The organism is Algoriphagus sp. TR-M9 (assembly GCF_027594545.1).
GTDB lineage: Bacteria > Bacteroidota > Bacteroidia > Cytophagales > Cyclobacteriaceae > Algoriphagus > Algoriphagus halophytocola.
Genome location: NZ_CP115160.1, coordinates 173172 through 190822 on the forward strand (window position 1 = coordinate 173172; position 17651 = coordinate 190822).

At 42.2% G+C, this 17651-nt stretch carries 15 protein-coding genes; 5 read left to right on the forward strand and 10 right to left on the reverse strand.

Annotated elements, in window-relative coordinates; genetic code table 11:
• The first annotated feature begins 26 nt into the window (after positions 1–26).
• From PBT90_RS00830 to PBT90_RS00840, 3 genes are all read left to right on the forward strand, one after another.
• Positions 27–359 carry a Rieske (2Fe-2S) protein gene (locus PBT90_RS00830; protein ID WP_264808467.1) on the forward strand — a complete coding sequence of 111 codons (333 nt, stop codon included), beginning with the start codon at positions 27–29 and terminating at the stop codon, positions 357–359.
• 84 nt (positions 360–443) lie between these two features.
• On the forward strand, positions 444–1715 hold the full coding sequence (locus PBT90_RS00835) for an APC family permease (RefSeq protein WP_270131099.1): 1272 nt from the start codon (positions 444–446) through the stop codon (positions 1713–1715).
• An 82-nt stretch (positions 1716–1797) separates the two neighbouring features.
• Positions 1798–3918: an outer membrane protein assembly factor BamB family protein gene (locus PBT90_RS00840; protein WP_264808469.1), complete on the forward strand. Its 2121-nt coding sequence runs from the start codon at positions 1798–1800 to the stop codon at positions 3916–3918.
• On the opposite strand, the gene PBT90_RS00845 is transcribed toward PBT90_RS00840, so the two are convergent.
• The 10 genes from PBT90_RS00845 to PBT90_RS00890 form a co-directional block, all read right to left on the reverse strand.
• Positions 3919–4329 (reverse strand): DoxX family protein, encoded by a 411-nt coding sequence (locus tag PBT90_RS00845; RefSeq protein WP_264808470.1) that lies wholly within the window; start codon positions 4327–4329, stop codon positions 3919–3921.
• Between the two features lie 152 nt (positions 4330–4481).
• The gene (locus PBT90_RS00850) at positions 4482–5201 is read right to left on the reverse strand and encodes a sugar transferase (RefSeq protein WP_264808471.1); all 720 of its coding nucleotides are present in this window, start codon (positions 5199–5201) and stop codon (positions 4482–4484) included.
• 166 nt (positions 5202–5367) lie between these two features.
• On the reverse strand, positions 5368–6285 hold the full coding sequence (locus PBT90_RS00855; protein WP_264808472.1) for a glycosyltransferase: 918 nt from the start codon (positions 6283–6285) through the stop codon (positions 5368–5370).
• A 10-nt stretch (positions 6286–6295) separates the two neighbouring features.
• The gene (locus tag PBT90_RS00860) at positions 6296–7996 is read right to left on the reverse strand and encodes a right-handed parallel beta-helix repeat-containing protein (RefSeq protein ID WP_270131108.1); all 1701 of its coding nucleotides are present in this window, start codon (positions 7994–7996) and stop codon (positions 6296–6298) included.
• 14 nt (positions 7997–8010) lie between these two features.
• Positions 8011–9003 (reverse strand): glycosyltransferase family 4 protein, encoded by a 993-nt coding sequence (locus PBT90_RS00865; RefSeq protein ID WP_264808474.1) that lies wholly within the window; start codon positions 9001–9003, stop codon positions 8011–8013.
• Complete coding sequence (locus PBT90_RS00870) at positions 9000–10217, reverse strand: O-antigen ligase family protein (RefSeq protein WP_264808475.1); 1218 nt, start codon at positions 10215–10217, stop codon at positions 9000–9002. The genes PBT90_RS00865 and PBT90_RS00870 overlap by 4 nt, the downstream gene beginning before the upstream one ends.
• Positions 10214–11425 (reverse strand): glycosyltransferase family 4 protein, encoded by a 1212-nt coding sequence (locus tag PBT90_RS00875; protein WP_264808476.1) that lies wholly within the window; start codon positions 11423–11425, stop codon positions 10214–10216. Before PBT90_RS00875 ends, PBT90_RS00870 begins: the two co-directional genes overlap by 4 nt.
• Before the next feature lie 27 nt (positions 11426–11452).
• Positions 11453–12523: a glycosyltransferase gene (locus tag PBT90_RS00880; protein WP_264808477.1), complete on the reverse strand. Its 1071-nt coding sequence runs from the start codon at positions 12521–12523 to the stop codon at positions 11453–11455.
• Between the two features lie 5 nt (positions 12524–12528).
• The gene (locus PBT90_RS00885) at positions 12529–13473 is read right to left on the reverse strand and encodes a glycosyltransferase family 2 protein (protein ID WP_264808478.1); all 945 of its coding nucleotides are present in this window, start codon (positions 13471–13473) and stop codon (positions 12529–12531) included.
• Positions 13460–15007 carry a lipopolysaccharide biosynthesis protein gene (locus PBT90_RS00890; protein WP_264808479.1) on the reverse strand — a complete coding sequence of 516 codons (1548 nt, stop codon included), beginning with the start codon at positions 15005–15007 and terminating at the stop codon, positions 13460–13462. Before PBT90_RS00890 ends, PBT90_RS00885 begins: the two co-directional genes overlap by 14 nt.
• Before the next feature lie 228 nt (positions 15008–15235).
• On the opposite strand from PBT90_RS00890, the gene PBT90_RS00895 reads away from it, so the two are divergent.
• Together PBT90_RS00895 and argB are read left to right on the forward strand one after the other, a co-directional pair.
• The gene (locus PBT90_RS00895; protein ID WP_264808480.1) at positions 15236–16423 is read left to right on the forward strand and encodes a polysaccharide pyruvyl transferase family protein; all 1188 of its coding nucleotides are present in this window, start codon (positions 15236–15238) and stop codon (positions 16421–16423) included.
• A gap of 414 nt (positions 16424–16837) precedes the next feature.
• The gene (gene argB / locus PBT90_RS00900; protein WP_264808481.1) at positions 16838–17650 is read left to right on the forward strand and encodes an acetylglutamate kinase; all 813 of its coding nucleotides are present in this window, start codon (positions 16838–16840) and stop codon (positions 17648–17650) included.
• Position 17651 lies beyond the last annotated feature (1 nt).

The window sequence follows — 17651 nt, forward strand, 5'->3', positions numbered from 1 at the left end:
GATTCCTTTTGAACAGAGAAAATCAGATGGTGAAGACATTTATATTGGGAGAATCTAAGCAGCAAGTGCTGGAGATGCTTTCCGAAAAATCAATTCATAAGATCCACTTAGACCAAAAGGTCATTGCCTTGGTGAGATCAAATGAGACTTTTCTCGCATTTCAATCTGAGTGCCCACATCGAGGAGCTTCCCTTTTTCAGGGAAGGTTAACCGAGACAAACGAAATAGTTTGCCCCATGCATGAATATAGATTTGATTTGAAGACTGGGAAATTGAAGGTCGGCTCTTGTGGGGATTTAGAGACTTATCCCACAGAACTCACGGAGAACGGACTGAAAATCTCCATTTTTCCCACTTAAATTCCATTTGCCGATGATCAAGTTTTGTACTTGATACTTGATTTTTCTCCCTACTTTATACCTTCATTCACCTAATTCTACATTATGCTTAAGCGAGGGATCCGCAGATGGGATCTGGTTTTTTTGATTATCAATTCTGTCATAGGAGCAGGTATTTTTGGCCTTCCGGCCAAAGCTTTTGCTCTTTCGGGTCCTTATTCCTTGCTGGCTTTTGGAGTTTGTGCCGTAGTGATGCTAGTGCTGATTCTGGTATTTATGGAGGTGAGTTCGCGTTTTGATAGAACCGGCGGACCGTACCTTTACATTAAGGAAGCTTTTGGCAATATTCCCGCTTTCGCTGTGGGTTGGGTGCTGATGCTAACTCGGCTTTTTAGCTATGCTACCTTGGTCAATTTGCTGGTCATTTACATGTCCTTTTTCTCTCCTGTTTTTCAGGAAGAATGGTTGAGAATTTTGATGATCGTAGGAATCACAGGGGTTTTAACTGGGATTAATCTGCTTGGGATTAAAGACTCCACACGTACTACCAATTTGCTGACCATTTCTAAGTTGGTGCCGTTATCCCTGTTCATTTTAGTAGGCCTATTCTTTCTGAGCGGAGAGGCTTTTGATTTCAGTTCACCCCCAGAGATGCCTGAGTTTGCAAACTCTGCTTTGTTGCTGATTTTTGCTTTTGGGGGATTTGAGGCTGGATTGGTGATCTCAGGAGAGGTGGAGAACCCGCGTAAAAACCTTCCCTTTGCGCTGATGACTGGAGCGCTGATAATTACAGTTTTCTATGTGTTAATTCAGGTTGTTGCAATCGGGACACTTCCTGATTTGGCTACTTCAGATAAGCCTTTGGCAGATGCAGCATCCCGAATTATGGGTTATGGTGGAGGCTTATTTATTACGATTGGTGCGATAGTTTCGATTTTGGGAACCTTGAATGTTCAGATTCTGAGTGGCTCCAGGCTGCCCTTTGCGCTCAGCGAATCCAAGCAATTCCCAAAGATCTTTTCCTTTGTTCATCCCCGATTTCGTACGCCAACAGTAGCAGTTATATTCTTTGCCATTCTGATTATCATCGTGGCCACAGTCTGGGATTTTATGGGTTCGCTGGCGATCTCTGTCATCGCAAGATTGCTGATTTACCTCTTGGTTTGCGGAGCTTTGATTCGCTTGCGCAAAAGTCAGCCTGATGCAGATTACTACAAGTTAAAGTTTGGAATCCCACTTGCGATTGCTGGAATGGCCGCTACTATCTGGCTTTTGAGTAGCACTCAACTAGAAGAAATAACGGACATGGCACTTTGGACTGGGTTAGGCTTTGTGATTTACGGAGTGCATAAGGTTTTTTCGAAGAGAACTACTTAAGGGAATGGTTGCTTGGGGACATGGTTTTTTCCTTCGCGAGTAATTGCCGATATTTTGCATATAAACCCAGCTCAATCTATTCATGAAACTTCTACTCAAAGTTGTCTTTGGCTCACTCTTACTTTTTTCTGCCTGTCAGCCCAAAACAGCCGAAATCGATTATACCGATTGGTCTCATTATGGAGGTCCGGCGGATGGTTCTCGATATTCGGCATTGACTCAAATCAACAAAGAAAATGTCTCCCAACTCGAAGTGGCCTGGACCTACAAAACCGGTGATGCCACTGCCAGTTCTCAGATTCAATGTCAGCCGATTGTGGTGAATGGTCTGCTTTATGGCTCTACTCCCAAGTTGAATGTGTTTGCTTTGAATGCTTCAACAGGTGAAGAAGTCTGGAGATTCGATCCATTTCAGGTGCTGGGAGGAGAGAATTCCTGGGCTGGCACCAATCGTGGGGTGAGTTACTGGGAAGATGGCGATGATAAGCGGATTCTCTTTGGAGCTGGGAATTGGTTGATGGCAGTGGATGCAGAGACAGGTGAGCCGATTCTGAGTTTTGGAGATGAGGGGAAAGTCGATCTTCGCAAAGGATTGGATACCGAGAGGGAGGATTTTATGATCGTAGCCAATGCTCCTGGAGTGGTCTATGGGGATTTGCTGATCATAGGAATGCGACTATCCGAAGGCTTGGATGCTGCGCCTGGTCATATCCGTGCTTACAATATCAGAACTGGGAAGCGGGAATGGATTTTTCATACCATTCCTCAGGAAGGCGAACCAGCCTATGAGACTTGGGATCCGGCTACTATCAAACAGATTGGCGGTGCCAATAACTGGGCTGGAATGACCGTGGATCAGGAGCGAGGGATTGTCTTTGTGCCCACTGGGTCGGCTACCTATGATTTTTGGGGTGGCTATCGCAAAGGAGATAATCTCTATGCTAATTCCCTGATTGCATTAGATGCTCAAACGGGAGAACGTATTTGGCACTTTCAGGCTGTGCACCATGATGTCTGGGATCGGGATTTTCCTGCAAACCCTAATCTGATTAGAATTCAAAAAGACGGGAAATGGATAGATGCAGTGGCCCAGATTTCCAAGCAAGGAATGACGTATGTTTTTGATCGTGCCACTGGAGAGCCTGTCTGGCCTATTGTGGAAACTGTAGTTACGCAATCTGTCATGCCTGGTGAGTTCACATCTCCAACTCAACCCATTCCTACTTTGCCGAAGCCATTTATGAATATGGTGTTTGATGAATCCAGTATTCTGAGCCTTAAGCCAGAATGGGAAGCCGATATCAGAAATCAACTTGAAGGAGCGATCTATGGTGATACTTGGGCACCACCTCACCCGGAGAAACCCATCGTACTTTTCCCCGGAATGGACGGAGGTGGAGAATGGGGCGGAGCTTCCTTTGATCCTGAAACGCAGACTTTCTACGTAAATGCCAATCAGATTCCCTGGGTTATCGGAATGACTCCCAATGCAGATTTTGAAAATGTAGGCAAGTCTGTTTACACAAATTACTGTGGCAATTGCCATGGGCTAGATCGGAAAGGAAACTTGCCAACAATTCCGAGTTTGCTAGATGTGAAGGAGAAATTTACTTATGATTCACTCGATCTTTTGCTTCGCAAAGGTAGAGGTGCGATGCCGGCTTTTGATCATATTTCTACGGAAAACAGAAAAGTGATCTTGGAGTATTTGCTGGACAAAGTACCAGACGAAGGGGATAAGCAGGAAATGGATGGAGGTAAAACCCAACTTTTTCCCCGCTACTATATGGATGGCTATAAAAAGTTGGTGACAAAAGATGGACTTTATGGATCAAATCCACCTTGGGGTCTTTTGACTGCGATCGATATGAGCACGGGCAAGAAAAAGTGGCAGGTCCCACTGGGAGAAATCGATTCCCTCACTGCGCAGGGTTTTGCCCCCACAGGCACTGAAAACTACGGTGGGCCGGTGGTAACAGCGGGAGGAATACTTTTTATAGCTGCCACCAAGGATGAGATGATCAGAGCTTTTGACAAGGAGACTGGTGAGGTCTTGTGGGAAGCGAAACTCCCCGCTTCTGGCCATGCTACTCCTGCAGTCTATGAAATGGATGGCAGGCAATTTCTTGTGATCGCATGCGGAGGAGGAAAAGGTACCAAAAGTGGAGACGCTTATGTTGCTTTTGCGCTACCTGAGCTGTAATTAACCTTTATAATACATAGATTTTTTGTCCCCTAGTCCATCAATAGAAAACCTGCCGGCGCCAAAAATTAGGATGGTAATGAACACTACAGCATAGAGTAATGGTAGCTCTTTTCTGCCAAATGGATCTGCTGCATGAGCTATCAGCACTGCTGTAAGCATAGTGATGATTAATGGGATGGCTGCTAATCGGGTTTTGAATCCTAGAATGACAAGAATGGCACATACAAATTCAGCAAATACGGCCAGAGAAAGTGAAACTACCGGACCAAGCCCCATGAAATCCATGAACTTAATAGGTTCATCTCCAAAGAGCCGTAACAGCTTGGGGTATCCATGGGTCATTATCATGGCTCCAGCTCCAAGTCTCATGATCAATAGTCCAATATCTTCTATTACTGTCTTTTTCATATCAGGAATTATTTTTAGGGGTTCAACCTAAAATATGAATTGTAAAAGTATTTCTTAAGTATTTTTTTATAATCTGTGCCATTTAATGATAACTAGAGCAAAAAAAAGGCAACCATCACGGTTGCCTTTGATATTTTGGGTATGTTGCTAGCTTATTTTCCTTTTTTATTGATCATCGTCATTACCGTCTGACCTATTACTTTTAAGTCAGTCAGTAAATTTACTTGAGATAAGTATTTTAGATCTAGCATCATTCGCTGGCACATCTCCTCTACAGTTTCCGCATAGCCATAATCTACCTGACCTATGGAAGTGATTCCTGGTCGGATAGTTAATAGTTGCATATAGCTAGGCTGCTTGGCCACTATCTGTTGGATGAAATGTGCACGCTCTGGTCTAGGGCCAACTACCGACATATCTCCCATCAATACATTGAAGAATTGAGGCAGCTCATCCAAATGGGTTTTTCTCATGAAATTACCCCATTTTGTAATCCTGGGATCATTATCGGTAGTAAGCTGTGGGCCATTTACCTCAGAATCCACGATCATACTTCTGAACTTCAGGATATAAAATGGCTGTCCATTTCTACCGATTCTTTCCTGCTTGTAAAAAACCGGACCTTTTGAAGTCAATTTGGTGATAGCCATTAATGTTAGGAAAACAGGTAATCCTGTAAGAATTGCAAGGGAAGAAAATAAGATGTCAAATGTTCTTTTTGCAAATCTTGTCGTTACTTCTATGCCCTCATTCACTCGTTGTGATACAGTGCTTCTTGAAATGTTTGTCAGCGAATAAAGGTCAGGGATTATGCGCCCCGACTGGTAGCCTTTGAAAACAATTTCTTGTTGATGTGTGGAGTTAGGTATCATTGGTTTAATTTTTTAAGTCAAATACTGTGGTGCCTGACATAATCCAATAGGGATGCCAAGCAAAAACACGCCTATATTGGCTGTTTGAGAGCTTTTTCGGAAACTGTTAACATTTATTATGTGGAGGCTGTCCACACATTGAGAGAGATTTTACCTGAGGAAAATGTCAGGCACGGCTCCAGTAGGCCTTGGTCATAGAGCATGACTTGCGAAGTCCGACTGGGAGGGATTGGTAGTGCAGTCCCAGTTTGTAGCCAACCAACTTGGCTCCAGTAGCGATTAGGCATTTTGGAACTAATAGAGGGTTGTGTTTAAAAGTGTATTTGAGTTCTGATTTGAGATACTTGAATCCTTCACTTTCTGCCCTGCCAAAGTGTTCGAAAATCCATTGGTTATTGACGTGGAATACTCCGATGTCAAAATACCGCTTGAATTCTTCAATGGCAGAATAATCATGTGAGTGGTGTATTTTGGAGTTCGAAAGGTACGCCATTTTCCATCCATCCAACAACATTTTACCTGCAATTAATACGTCTTCCCCCAAAATAGAGCCTGTTGGGAAGCCATTGACCTTAAAAAAGGCTGTTTTTCTATAGGCAGCAAAAGAATTGGAGCAGGAGATTGTCCTAATGCCATAGCGGTCAGCGTCTTCCAGGCTCTTTATTTTGGACTCCGCTGGATAGTTGAAAAGTCGCGCATGGGTCTCCAGAACCTTGGCGTTTTTGTGCGGAAGTTGCCGGCCATAGACCATTCCGAGCTCAGGATTTTTTTCCAAAGCTTCCACCATCACCCTGATCGCATTGGGATCTGCGAGGATCGCATCTTGGGTAAGAAATACAAAAATATCCGCATCCGGAAAGGTCTCCGCTGCCATTTGCCGAGTACCTCCATGATCAAAGTCTTTCTTATCAATCTGAATCAAATCACAAGTTTCCTCATTGATCAGGTTCAAGGTGCCGTCAGTCGAGCCAGAGTCTATGATGACAAATCTTGAAATCGGATGATTTTGCATAGCAATGCCAGCGAGTACCTCTTGCCAGATTTTGCCTGCATTTAGCGTGGGGATAAAAAGATTGACTTTCATTGCTCAGAGGTTAATTGCCAGAGATATCTACTACTCCATAATTGGCTGTTCCGGTGACCATTTTTTCATTCGATACGCTGGCTTTCCCTTTTCCTACGAATAGTACCGTTTCTGTATTGGCTATGCCCCGATATTCATTTCCTTCCAAAATTAGATTATCGGGATAATGACTTCGAAAAGCCTGGTTTTCCTTTCCTCCGGCTATGGAAGTTACCTTGTTGTTTTTCACGACCAGTTCTTTTGAGTTGTCGTCAAAAATGGCTGTGTTGAAAGATTTGATCTGATTTCCTATGATCTGGACGTTTTTAGCGGTCTTCCTGAGAATAACGGCTGAGGAATTCTGACTTAGAATCTCATTGTTTTCAATCCGTGCGTTGTCCGCTTTCGTGATTAGAATTGTGGGATTTTTCGATGAGTTTTCGATTTTATTTCCAATCAATTCCACTTTACCCTCCAAATTCAGGTTGAAGTTGCCATGAGAAAAACTGTTGTTTTCCACAATAAATTCTTCGACCTGGATTCCATTCGGAAGTGAAAGAGAACCCAGCTCATTACTCTTGAGATGAATTTTCTGCGCTTTAGTATTCGCGATCAAATTGATACTGCTGAACCTGTTTTCTTCAAGTACCAATTCATCCAAATCCAATGTAATTTCCACCTGATTATCAGCCCAGTTTCCCTTCCCAAGGATCACTCCGCAGCTTTCTACATAGATAGCCGGACGGTTATTTCGATAAGCTTCATTTTTATAAATCAGCACATTGGACACATTGATCAGTGTCGCGATTCCTGAACCGTCTGGAGTAGATTCTCCTTTCACAAATCCATTTCCGCAAGTGATATTTTCGGTGATCAGGCATGCTATATCCTTCGCTTTTTCCTTGGATCGGTTATTAATATCGATGGCATCAGAGGCGTTTTCGTCCAGTACATTATGGGAGAAATAGTAATCTTTTTCTTTGCCAGAATCTCCAAAAGCCACCTGAATCCCCGACATTCCATTGTGATGGATGACATTGTTCAGTACTTCCACCTTTCTGCTTCCATGGATAAAAACACCGTTTTCACCGTTTTGGTAAACCTCAGAATCATGAATGGAAACGGTATTGCTGGATAATATACGCACACCTGTTCCCGGTTGATAGCTGTGGGTTTCTGCTCTCGGCATGCCGAAATGATGGATTTTAGAATTCGCGATTTCCACCCCACTACACTGAAAAGTCATGATCCCAGGATACGCTCTTAGTTTGGTGGAATCCCCGGTTAGTTCACTGTCATAAATTCGGATCTGATGGCTTTTCAGAAGGTAGATTCCCTCATTTTTTGATTCTCCTTTCAGTGAAATACTGATATTTCTAACTTCCTGTCCTAAAATCAAAGGGTTGGGGGAATTCTGTTTTTCTATAGAGTATTGTCCGTCTTTGGCAGACTCGTGATGTTTGATGGTTCCTTCAGACTGAATATTCACCCCAGATTTTAGAAGGATTGTTCTGACCAAATAAGTGCCCTTTGGCAAAAACACCGTATCTCCTTCCCTCGCTTGGTCGATCACACCTTGGATTGCATCTGTCTGATCATTTTCAGATGCTGCCAAAACTCCCTTATCAAGCACATTGATTTTCTTCCCAGGCTTTAAGGAATCGCTTTGACAAAAGCCAGCTAAAGGCAATGCAAGCAGCATTAAAAAGAAGAATTGGATATTTCTGATCATGTAGGAGAATGCTTTTAACCTAAAATGGTTTCCCATGTTTCTGCAGCTGTTTTCTCCCAGCTGAATTCCTGCGCCCGTGCCAGACCTTTCACCATGCAATCCACATAGAATTCCTCTTCATTCACCAGTTTTTCAATGCCTGAAGCCATCGCGGAAAGGTCCGTGGGATCCACGCAAAGTGCCGCTCCTCCGGCCACTTCAGGAAGAGAGCTGGTATTGGAAGTCAAGACAGGTGTGCCAGAGGCCATGGATTCTATGATCGGCAAGCCGAAACCTTCCATCAGGGAGGCAAACAAAGTTGCATGGGCGCCTTTGTACAGTTTGGGTAAATCTTGTTCCTCGATAAAACCCAAAAACCGAACCCTTTTTTGAATTCCTAGACTGCCAATCAGTGAATCAAGTTCTGGGTCACTGTTTCCGGACAGGAAGAACATGAAATCATTTGGGATTCTGGCTTTCGCAAAAGCAGTAAGCATGGCGGGAACATTCTTGTTTTTGCGTCTATTTCCAACATAAAGAAAGTAAGGTCTCGCACTTTCGAATTCTTCTTCATTATGGAGGAAATGATTGTCTATTCCATTGTAAATCACTTTTATCAGTTCTTCAGGAATGTTCAGGAGTTCTACCAGCTGGCTTTTGCTGAAATGCGAAACGGTTATAATTTTCTTGGCTTTTGGCGCTAGCCTCGCAATGATCTGCTCATAGTAAATTTTGTGCAGCTTCGAATAGTAAAACAAATGCATCAAATCATGCACTGTAAAAATGAATGGAGTTTTGGAAAAAGCCGGAGGCATAAAAGAAGGACTGTAGAAAACCTCCGCACTTGACTTCTTAATCTCCTCACCCAGCATCAAAGGAGACAGCAAACTTCCCAAGCCCATTTTGCTTTGCACAAATTCACAGGATGCTTCGGCGGGAGCATGCTTCATGACCTCCTGATACAGCCTGCCGATTCCGGTATTTCCTGCCCAGCGACTATCAATCAATATCTTTTTCTTTCGATTCATAGGCCGATTTTTATGGTTTTGAAGTTGATTTCCTTTAAGGAGCTGATTAGAAAAATCAGGCAGAAATACATGATCACATCGTTGTCATAGCCGGAATAGAGAATCATCATAATCGCCAGGATAGGAAGAAAAAGTGCGACCCAAAGACGTGGATTATCAGTTTTGCGCCAGCATTCCTGTATAAACCAGATTAAAAAAGCTACGAAGGAAATAAAGCCGACAATGCCCATCTGTAGATAAGTGGACAAAAACGTATTATGAATGTGAGATTCTCCTCGGTAAAAATCAGCATAAGTTTCAAGGAAATCAGGGGCACTGAGGAAGCCATTTCCTAATGGAGATATTGTTTCGAAATGCTCGAAGAATGCCTTCCAATAAACCAGTCGGATGCCCATTCCATCATTGGATGAAGTCAAAGAATCTACTCTTAGTACATTTTGGAGGACAAATGGGAGTGAGATGGCGATCAGAATTACTAGTCCAATTTTCCATTTCTTATCCACAGAAAACCAAATGAGCAGGAAAACTCCAATCAATAACGCCACAATTGGAGTTCGGGAAAGACTGAGAAAAGCCACCAGAAAAACAAAGACAATTCTCCAGATCGATAGCTTATTTTTCAGAACTATAGGGATAGCTATGAATGAAAAACCCATTAAGGCAATGCGAGCTCCGAACATGTTTTTGTCATCAAGTCCCCAGTAAAAAAGTGTATCTCTATACAAAGCACTTGCTTCTCCAGAAGAGTCACTGCCTAGAATTAAGCTGAAATCGTAAGCTTGATGATAGATCAAAAGCTGCACGAGGGAAAGGGCCAAGACTACCAGAAGAACCGTGTCCAGTTTATTGATTAGAGCTTCATTTTCCCTTGAGCCAAGCCAATTGATTGCGAAAAAGAGAAAGGAGAAATTGATGACTAATTTAATGATATTGGTCAGGGCAAGTGGTTCGCCCGGATAGTTGATCAAATAGCTGATTACTGCGTAGGTGCTAAAAACAGCCAGAGCTATAGACCAGTTTGGAAATTTTATCTGTGGAGTTTCTCTGTAAAAAAAGAAGGAGCTAACTAGGAAAATCACTGGATAAACTTTTACCGGTAAGAACATGGAAATCAGCGAAAGCAAAAACAGCGTCTCAGCAATGGATATAGCTTTCCATTGATTTCCTTCAAGGACTGAGGTCTGATTTGTTAATGTGATTTCCGGTGTGCTCATTTGGAAATAGCTGTTTGAGATTTTTTCAAAGCCTGTTTCAAAACTGTCTCGTATTCTCCGATCAGACGATCAGCATCTAAAATTGGTGCCACAGATTCCCGTGCCACCTTACTAAACAGATTGTATAGCTCGGGTTCAAAATAAATCCGACGCATCGCAGCGCCTAAGGAATCCGATGAATGGTCAAAGCAATAAAGTCCATTGACTCCGTCTTTCACAGTTTCCTGAAGTCCGCCTCTTTTGTTAGCGATCACAGGGACGTGGTTTGCCAGCGCTTCGATTGCTACCATTCCCAAGGGTTCCTCCCAAAGAGAAGGCACAATGAGCACATCAATGTTTGCTAGAAATTCAGTGGAGTTCACGTAGCCTACAAACTCAATTGCAGAGCCGGATGACAGAACTCTGAGATGTTGCTCGTAAGCTTTATCTCCCTTTCCTGCTATGCTCAAGCTAGCTCCGAAGTCCAGCATTTTGAATTGTTCGATCAGCCATTCCAATCCTTTTACCTTAGAAAGTGTCCCCAAATAGCCAAAACGAATGGGTTGTTCGGTTTTCCTAGGCCGTTTTGGAGAAGGATTTGGAATTGTTCGCGTATTGTAAATAATGTTTTTAGAAGCGTTTGAAAAGTAGCCAAAGTCAATAAAACGCTGCAAAATGCTATTGCTGATACCTACAACTGCTGAGACTTGCTTTGATTTTTCTGCATGATTGCTCCGCAAAAGCTTACAGCTGAAGCACTGGTTTTCGCAGGTTTGCTCGTTTTTAAACATGTTGCTGTTTGGACAAAGCAAATACAAATCATGGAGCACTTGTACGATAGGAATTCCTGCTTTGGCTATGGGTTTCCATACTTCAGCAGACCATCCGGCAAGGTTGTGACAAGAGACAATATCGGGGTTTTCAGTGTCCAGAATTTCTTTTACTACCGTAGCCATTTTTTCGTTGGACTGATCCTGATAGTGCCAATTGAGTCTTGCTAGCTTGTTTTTCTTGGCCTTGGAATATGGCCAGTAGGCATTTTGCAGACCTGCTCTGTAGACCTTTACTCCATCAACCTGCTCGGTTTTTACCCCTTTTTCAGGCATCAAACTCAAGACCACGACCTCATGTCCGAGAGATTTCATGCCTTCCACGATCAGTTTCAGGGAAATCTCTGCACCACCTTCGATCAGCGGACTATAAAGAGAGTTGATGTATAATATTTTCATGAATTGGGGTTAGCTGAAAAAGAAATATCAATTTAATAAGCTTTCGTAAAGCTTGATTAAACTATCGGTTACGTCCTGTTTGTTGTTTTTCTTTTGTACCAAATCCCTCATTCTATGACCTTTTTCGATCAGAGAAGTTGGGTTGCTTTGATGCAGCTTTATAGCTATTTGAACTTGTTTTTCCAATGCCTGAAGATGCTCTGCCTGGGAAGAATAACGGTAATCAAAAACATCTTCACCTGCTCCTAAGTCATCAATAGTGCCAATTTTCGGGCATATGACTGTTCTGCCATAGGAAAAGCCCAAAATCACCGTGCCCGAATTTAGACTGCTTTCCATAGAATAGGGAAGAATCAGCAAATCGGATTCATGAATGAACTTGCTTAAATCAGCGTCCTGGATGAATTTCAGCTGAAGAGAAATGTTGCTGGCACCTTCGGCTAACTTTTGTAAATCACTTCGGTAAGCTTCTGAATTCGGATTACCTGCTATAGTTAAATGAACTGCTTCTGGAAATTTCTTGGCTACCTCAATCAGCAATTCAATGTTTTTGTAAGGTTTGATCGCACCCAGGAAAAGCAACTTCAATTTTGTGCCCTTTTTGTCGGTGTTTTCTGAAATCATCGGACCATAGACATCGACGAAATCAGGATGGGGAATGTGGACGATTTTAGTGTGGAGGTTTGGGTATTGGCTTTGTAAAATTTCCTTCGAAACTGTTGAATGAATCACGATAGCATCGGCCTGTGAAACGATTTTCTGTGTCAAAGCTCTGCTTAGCTTTCCCGATTTTTTCTCATGTGAAAGTCTATTGTGCATCGTCCAAACCAGCTTTTTCTTCCCAAATTTAACTGCTGCTAGCACCACCAGTTTACGGAAATAGCTTTTCCACATACTTGCGGCACTGCTGTCATCCAGATTTTCAAACCAGTTCAAATGCAGCAATTTGACGGATTGAAAATGCTTGCTTGAAGAAAGAAAATCATCCAACCGGTTTACGTCATAGCCATGCTTTTCCAAGCCATTCACCAGAATAGCGATGTATTGATTTTCCTTGTTTTCGCAGGGATTGAAGATGATTTTGGGGTGTGAATTCATATCCATCAGTAGCTTTTTGATTTCATGCTTTTCGCCAACGCTACCCCGATGTCTTTGATTGATAAACCAAATTTATCCTTGGCGCTCATCCAGGTTTTTGCTTTTTCAAATGGACTACTACGCATGGAAAGCATCATCGTGTACAATTTCTTATCATGCATATATTTATCCTTTTCCTGCAGTAAATGCTGATAAATCACACTATCTGAAGGATGAGGAGGATTATCACGCAAGAAATCACTCAGCCATTCTGAGTAACTTACATCTGCCATCATTTTATGCAGGTCATTTCCCGTTGAAGTGATGGAAAGCCGGTTGCTTCGATATTCGAAAACCGGTTTGTTCGAGTGAGCAATTCCTTTTTTCGAAGATGCTATAAAAGCTGTGATATCATCTGACCCCCAAGCCAGCGGAAGTTTGTAGAATCCACCTTGGGCTTTCAGGGCTGAAACCCTGTAAACGTAATCTGAAATGTAGTTTGAGCGGAGCTGACGTAAGCGATGCCAAATCGAATCATAGACATATTCGAAAGCCGGAAGAGCTGGTGTCAGCACCACATCATTTCCATCGTCGTCGATGATTTTGCTGCGACAGTGGTAGACATTCAGGTCTGGGTAGGATTGAATCAGATTTTCAAATTCTGTCAAATAATCCGGAGCTAAACGGTCATCATCACCCATTATGACGATATATTCCCCAGTGGATAACTCTAGGCATTTGTTCCAATTGTCCACCAAATCATAGGCGCCAACATTCTTTTCGTTTTTGAAATAGCGAATACGTGGATCCTCGTTTTTCAGAACGATCTCTTCTATTGGTTCAGGCGAGCAGTCATTCAAAATGATCAGTTCAAAGTCCGCAACCTTCTGTTCAAGGATGCTATCTATGCATTCTTGAAGGTATTTGCTCTTGTAAGCAGGAATACAAATCGAAAATTTATTCTTGCTCATTGGATGGTTTTCTTTTCAGAAGTTTTATGCGCAGAAATTCAATATCCGCGGATTTGATGATAAACAGAAAGTGGAATGCGGCAAAAACCGTAGTGAAAATCACCGAACTGATAATCATTCCGAGCAGGCCTTCTGGCATTTCTATCCATTTTCCCGCACCAAAAGCAATTGCAAAAGCAATCAAAGCACCCAGTACAGAAGGTGAAAATGCACCAAAGAATATCTTCTTGCTATCGAGTTTCAGCACTTTTGGAATGTAATAAATATAGAAAAAACCGATCTGAATTAGCATATAAGCCAAGTAACCAATTACCGCAGCGCCTACATTTAGCGTGGGAGCTAGAATGATTGTGATCGGAAGCGATAGAATACATGCCGTCGCTGAGGAGTAAATCAGGAAACGGGTTTTGCCAGAAGAAAGCACCAGACTAGCAACAGGAGTATTGTGCATATTGAGTAGTACCGTGAGCAGCCAAATGTTTAGCCAAGCCGCCAAATGGAGGTAATCCTTCCCCATATAGAGGAGCAGGATTGATTCTGAATTCAACACCAGCAGAAAGACTATAAAACTTAAAAAGATAGAAATGTATCGTGTGGCAGTGAAAACCATCTTTTCCATTTTAGGATGGTTTCCCTCCTGATATACTTTGGAAGCTGAGGGTAAAAGTACCTGCAGGAAGATCGTTCCAAAGGAAATGATCAGCATCGCAATGGTCTGAATCACTCGATAATCAGTTAACACATCGATACCCGAGGCGAATTTGGCCAATAAGATTGGACGCAATTCATTTGCAGTGAGCTGGAATAAACCCATCAGAAATATCGCAGAACTGTATCCGATTATTTCTCTGAAAATCTTCCCATCCCATTGTGGTTTTAGAAGTTTAGTTCGAGGAGTAGGGAATACTCCTAACTTTAAAATATTCAGTGGTATAGGTACAAGTGTCGAAATGGTATAGAAAAGGAAATAAAGCGGGAGCGACCACTTGAAATGAATTGCGATAATTGCAACCAGGAAATTTAATACGCTACTGACTACTGTGACACGATTCACATATCCCAATTCATCTTTGGCGCTGAGCAATTGGATGATCACATTCGAGAGCCAATTCAAGACTGTGCTTGCCGAAAGTATATACATCATGATCCGGTAAGTTGGAATCTGATCTGGTTTGAGATTGAAGAAAAACTGGCCGTAATTGGCCATGAATATGAATATCAGGGCATTTACCAAGCCGATCGTTCCATAGAAAATGATGCTGGATCGGGAGGCTTTTCCGATATTTTCCCAGTCAGATTTAGCTTCCCACATGGAGAAAAAGCGTACAGAACCCACGTTCATTCCCAAATCCATGAGTCTTAAATAGGCATTGAGGGAAAAAGCCAAAGCGATCAATCCATAGTCAGCTTTGCCATAATAACCCACCAATAAGGGTATGGTGACAAACTTGGCGGCGGCATCCAGAATTTTGGCTAAAATCCCCCAGACTGAACCTGAAAAAATACGATGGACTGCAACTGGTTTGGTGCTCAAAATAGTCTTTTGATGATTTTGTACTGAATTTACGTCCTACTTACCAAAAATAGTTCCTCAGCTTAATTTCTCTGGATTTAAAATCAAGTATCTTTTTTGCAAGGATATTATTATTCTGAACTGAGTAGCGTTGAAGGTTGTCCCAAAGGCAATTTAGTTAAGCGTTCTAGGTTCAATTTTACCAGCTGTGGACTGTGGTCTATGGACTGTTGACTTAAGATAAAACACATGACAAAAGTCTTAATTATTGGCGCCTTTGACCGATACAATTACGGGGATTTACTTTTTCCATTGGTGATCGAAAGGCAATTGAGTACCTACGGAAAGGATTTCAAATTCGAGTATTTCGGTTTGGTTGAGAGTGATCTTACATCTGTAGGCGGTTTGCCGACCAAAGGGCTTCAGGATTTCTACAAAGCCTGCAGTGACCCAAATGATCCTGTGCACGTGATTATCGCGGGTGGTGAGGCATTGGGAGTGACATGGAATTCGCTTTATGCTGCGCTGAATCCACTTTTCCAACAAATTAATAAGAGGCATGTCCGGGTAAATAAATTGTTGGATCTCAATGCCTGGACTAAGAAGATCCTGAAAGGAAAGACCACACTTCCTTTTGTGTTTGATAAATCTGATTTTGCCGGAGTACAATCTGTGACGCTGAATTCACTTGGTGGTTCAGGGTTAAGTGCTGCCACTTTCGAAAAGTATGATTTCTTGAAAGAGAAGCTTCAGAATGCGGATTACTTTGCAGTACGGGATCAGCTGACTGTCGATAATCTGGCAAGAAATGGCGTGGAGGCGGATCTATTTCCTGATTCAGCGATTTTGATGTCTGAGTTTTACCCGTTGAATTTCCTACATAAAAATGTCACCCAAGAGGTGGCTGGATATGTGGCTGAGCATTCTGGAAAGTATGTTTTTGCTCAAATAAATAAGAAAACTACACGTGGTCACGAACAGACCATTGCGGATGGTCTGGATGAGATTTATCAAAAAGGGAATACTGAAATCTGCCTTTGCCCAATCGGGAAAGCACTGGATCACGACGATCATGAAGCTCTTCAGGAGATTGGGACACTATTGAAAAGTCCTTTTACTTATTTTGATGCAGACAATATCTGGGACATCATGTACCTGATCGCCAATGCGAAATGCTATGTGGGCACGAGTTTGCATGGAGCAATTACGGCATTGAGTTATGCGGTTCCGCATGTAGGATTGAAGGTAGAAAAGCTAGGTGCTTATTTGGCTACTTGGGGATTGGAAGGGAATCAGCGCGCTATTGAGTTCTCGGAAATCTATGAGCAATTCGAGGTGGCCTCGAATGTTACAGAAGAAGCTTTGGAAGCATCCCGGGATAGGCAATTCACAGAAATCAAAAAGGGATTTGATAAAATGGTGAAGGTGCTTCAATAAGACTAAGAGCATTTTTGTGCTCTTTAATGTTGTTTCAAACTAATTATTATCCGTGATTTTTGTGATTTGAATCACAAAAATTATATTAAAAAAGTGATTTGAGATTTCTGTAAACTAGTGATATGCTTTCTTGAACTGCCAGCTTGTCAGCCTTTTTTACCAAATAATGATTTGTGTTTTGACTTTTAAGAGTTTTTTGCTTCACTATTTCAATAAGCTGAACCTAATCTGCAAAACATCCTCTTTCGGTACGAAGGTTGTTTTATTAGTGTTGGGTTAAATAAGTTAAGCCTGCATTTATTAAATTATCAACTCTTAAATATTGTAATTCAATTCTGATTTGTTTTCATGCCTGCCAGGCCACAAGGGAAGGGTAGGTCCGGAAAAAATCAATTTATTATAAAAAAAACAAAAATGTCTACTCAAAGAATTCTCATCAAATATGGTGGGAATGCGATGATTAATCCCCAGCTGCAACAGGAAATTGCTGCAGAAATTTTTAAGCTTCAACAAGCCGGAAATGAAGTGGTCATGGTCCATGGAGGAGGACCCTTCATCAACAAGGCACTGGAAAAAGCTGCCATCAAATCTCACTTCATTGACGGGCTGAGAGTCACCGAGGAACTCGCTTTCGCCGAAATCCAAAAAGCACTGATTGGTGAAGTCAACGCAAATCTGGTTTCAACCCTAAACCATCACCAGCTCAAAGCAGTGGGGCTCTCCGGCAAAGACGCAGGTATGGTCTCTGCGAAAAAATATGAACACACCACTGCAGAAGGAGAGGCTGTGGACCTAGGATTGGTCGGAGAAATTACGGAAATTGACGGTAGTCTTATCAATATGCTTTGTGCCTCCGGCTATGTACCGGTAGTGGCTTGTATAGCAGATGGATCTAATGGCGAATCATATAATATTAATGCGGATACTTTTGCCGGAAAATTAGCTTCAGCACTTAATGTGGACCAAATGATTGTTTTGACAGATGTAGATGGACTTTTTCTAAACTACCCTGATCCAGAATCTATTATTCACGAATTAGATGAGGAAGCTGTAAATCAGCACATGGGAAGCACCATCAAAGGTGGCATGATCCCGAAAATCAATTCCTGCGTTTTGGCACTGAAAGAAGGCGTGAAAAAAGCCATCATTCTTAACGGAACCCGTCCAGAGCAAATCGCAAATTACGTAGTTCATAATCAAAGAATCGGAACAACCTTGACCCTATAAA

Coding starts and splice junctions, on each gene's coding strand:
- PBT90_RS00830 (WP_264808467.1), top strand. CDS start 27: ATGGTGAAGACATTTATATTGGGAGAATCTAAGCAGCAAGTGCTGGAG.
- PBT90_RS00880 (WP_264808477.1), bottom strand. CDS start 12,523: ATGAATTCACACCCCAAAATCATCTTCAATCCCTGCGAAAACAAGGAA.
- PBT90_RS00835 (WP_270131099.1), top strand. CDS start 444: ATGCTTAAGCGAGGGATCCGCAGATGGGATCTGGTTTTTTTGATTATC.
- PBT90_RS00895 (WP_264808480.1), top strand. CDS start 15,236: ATGACAAAAGTCTTAATTATTGGCGCCTTTGACCGATACAATTACGGG.
- PBT90_RS00850 (WP_264808471.1), bottom strand. CDS start 5,201: ATGATACCTAACTCCACACATCAACAAGAAATTGTTTTCAAAGGCTAC.
- PBT90_RS00865 (WP_264808474.1), bottom strand. CDS start 9,003: ATGAATCGAAAGAAAAAGATATTGATTGATAGTCGCTGGGCAGGAAAT.
- PBT90_RS00870 (WP_264808475.1), bottom strand. CDS start 10,217: ATGAGCACACCGGAAATCACATTAACAAATCAGACCTCAGTCCTTGAA.
- PBT90_RS00845 (WP_264808470.1), bottom strand. CDS start 4,329: ATGAAAAAGACAGTAATAGAAGATATTGGACTATTGATCATGAGACTT.
- argB (WP_264808481.1), top strand. CDS start 16,838: ATGTCTACTCAAAGAATTCTCATCAAATATGGTGGGAATGCGATGATT.
- PBT90_RS00885 (WP_264808478.1), bottom strand. CDS start 13,473: ATGAGCAAGAATAAATTTTCGATTTGTATTCCTGCTTACAAGAGCAAA.
- PBT90_RS00840 (WP_264808469.1), top strand. CDS start 1,798: ATGAAACTTCTACTCAAAGTTGTCTTTGGCTCACTCTTACTTTTTTCT.
- PBT90_RS00855 (WP_264808472.1), bottom strand. CDS start 6,285: ATGAAAGTCAATCTTTTTATCCCCACGCTAAATGCAGGCAAAATCTGG.
- PBT90_RS00875 (WP_264808476.1), bottom strand. CDS start 11,425: ATGAAAATATTATACATCAACTCTCTTTATAGTCCGCTGATCGAAGGT.
- PBT90_RS00860 (WP_270131108.1), bottom strand. CDS start 7,996: ATGATCAGAAATATCCAATTCTTCTTTTTAATGCTGCTTGCATTGCCT.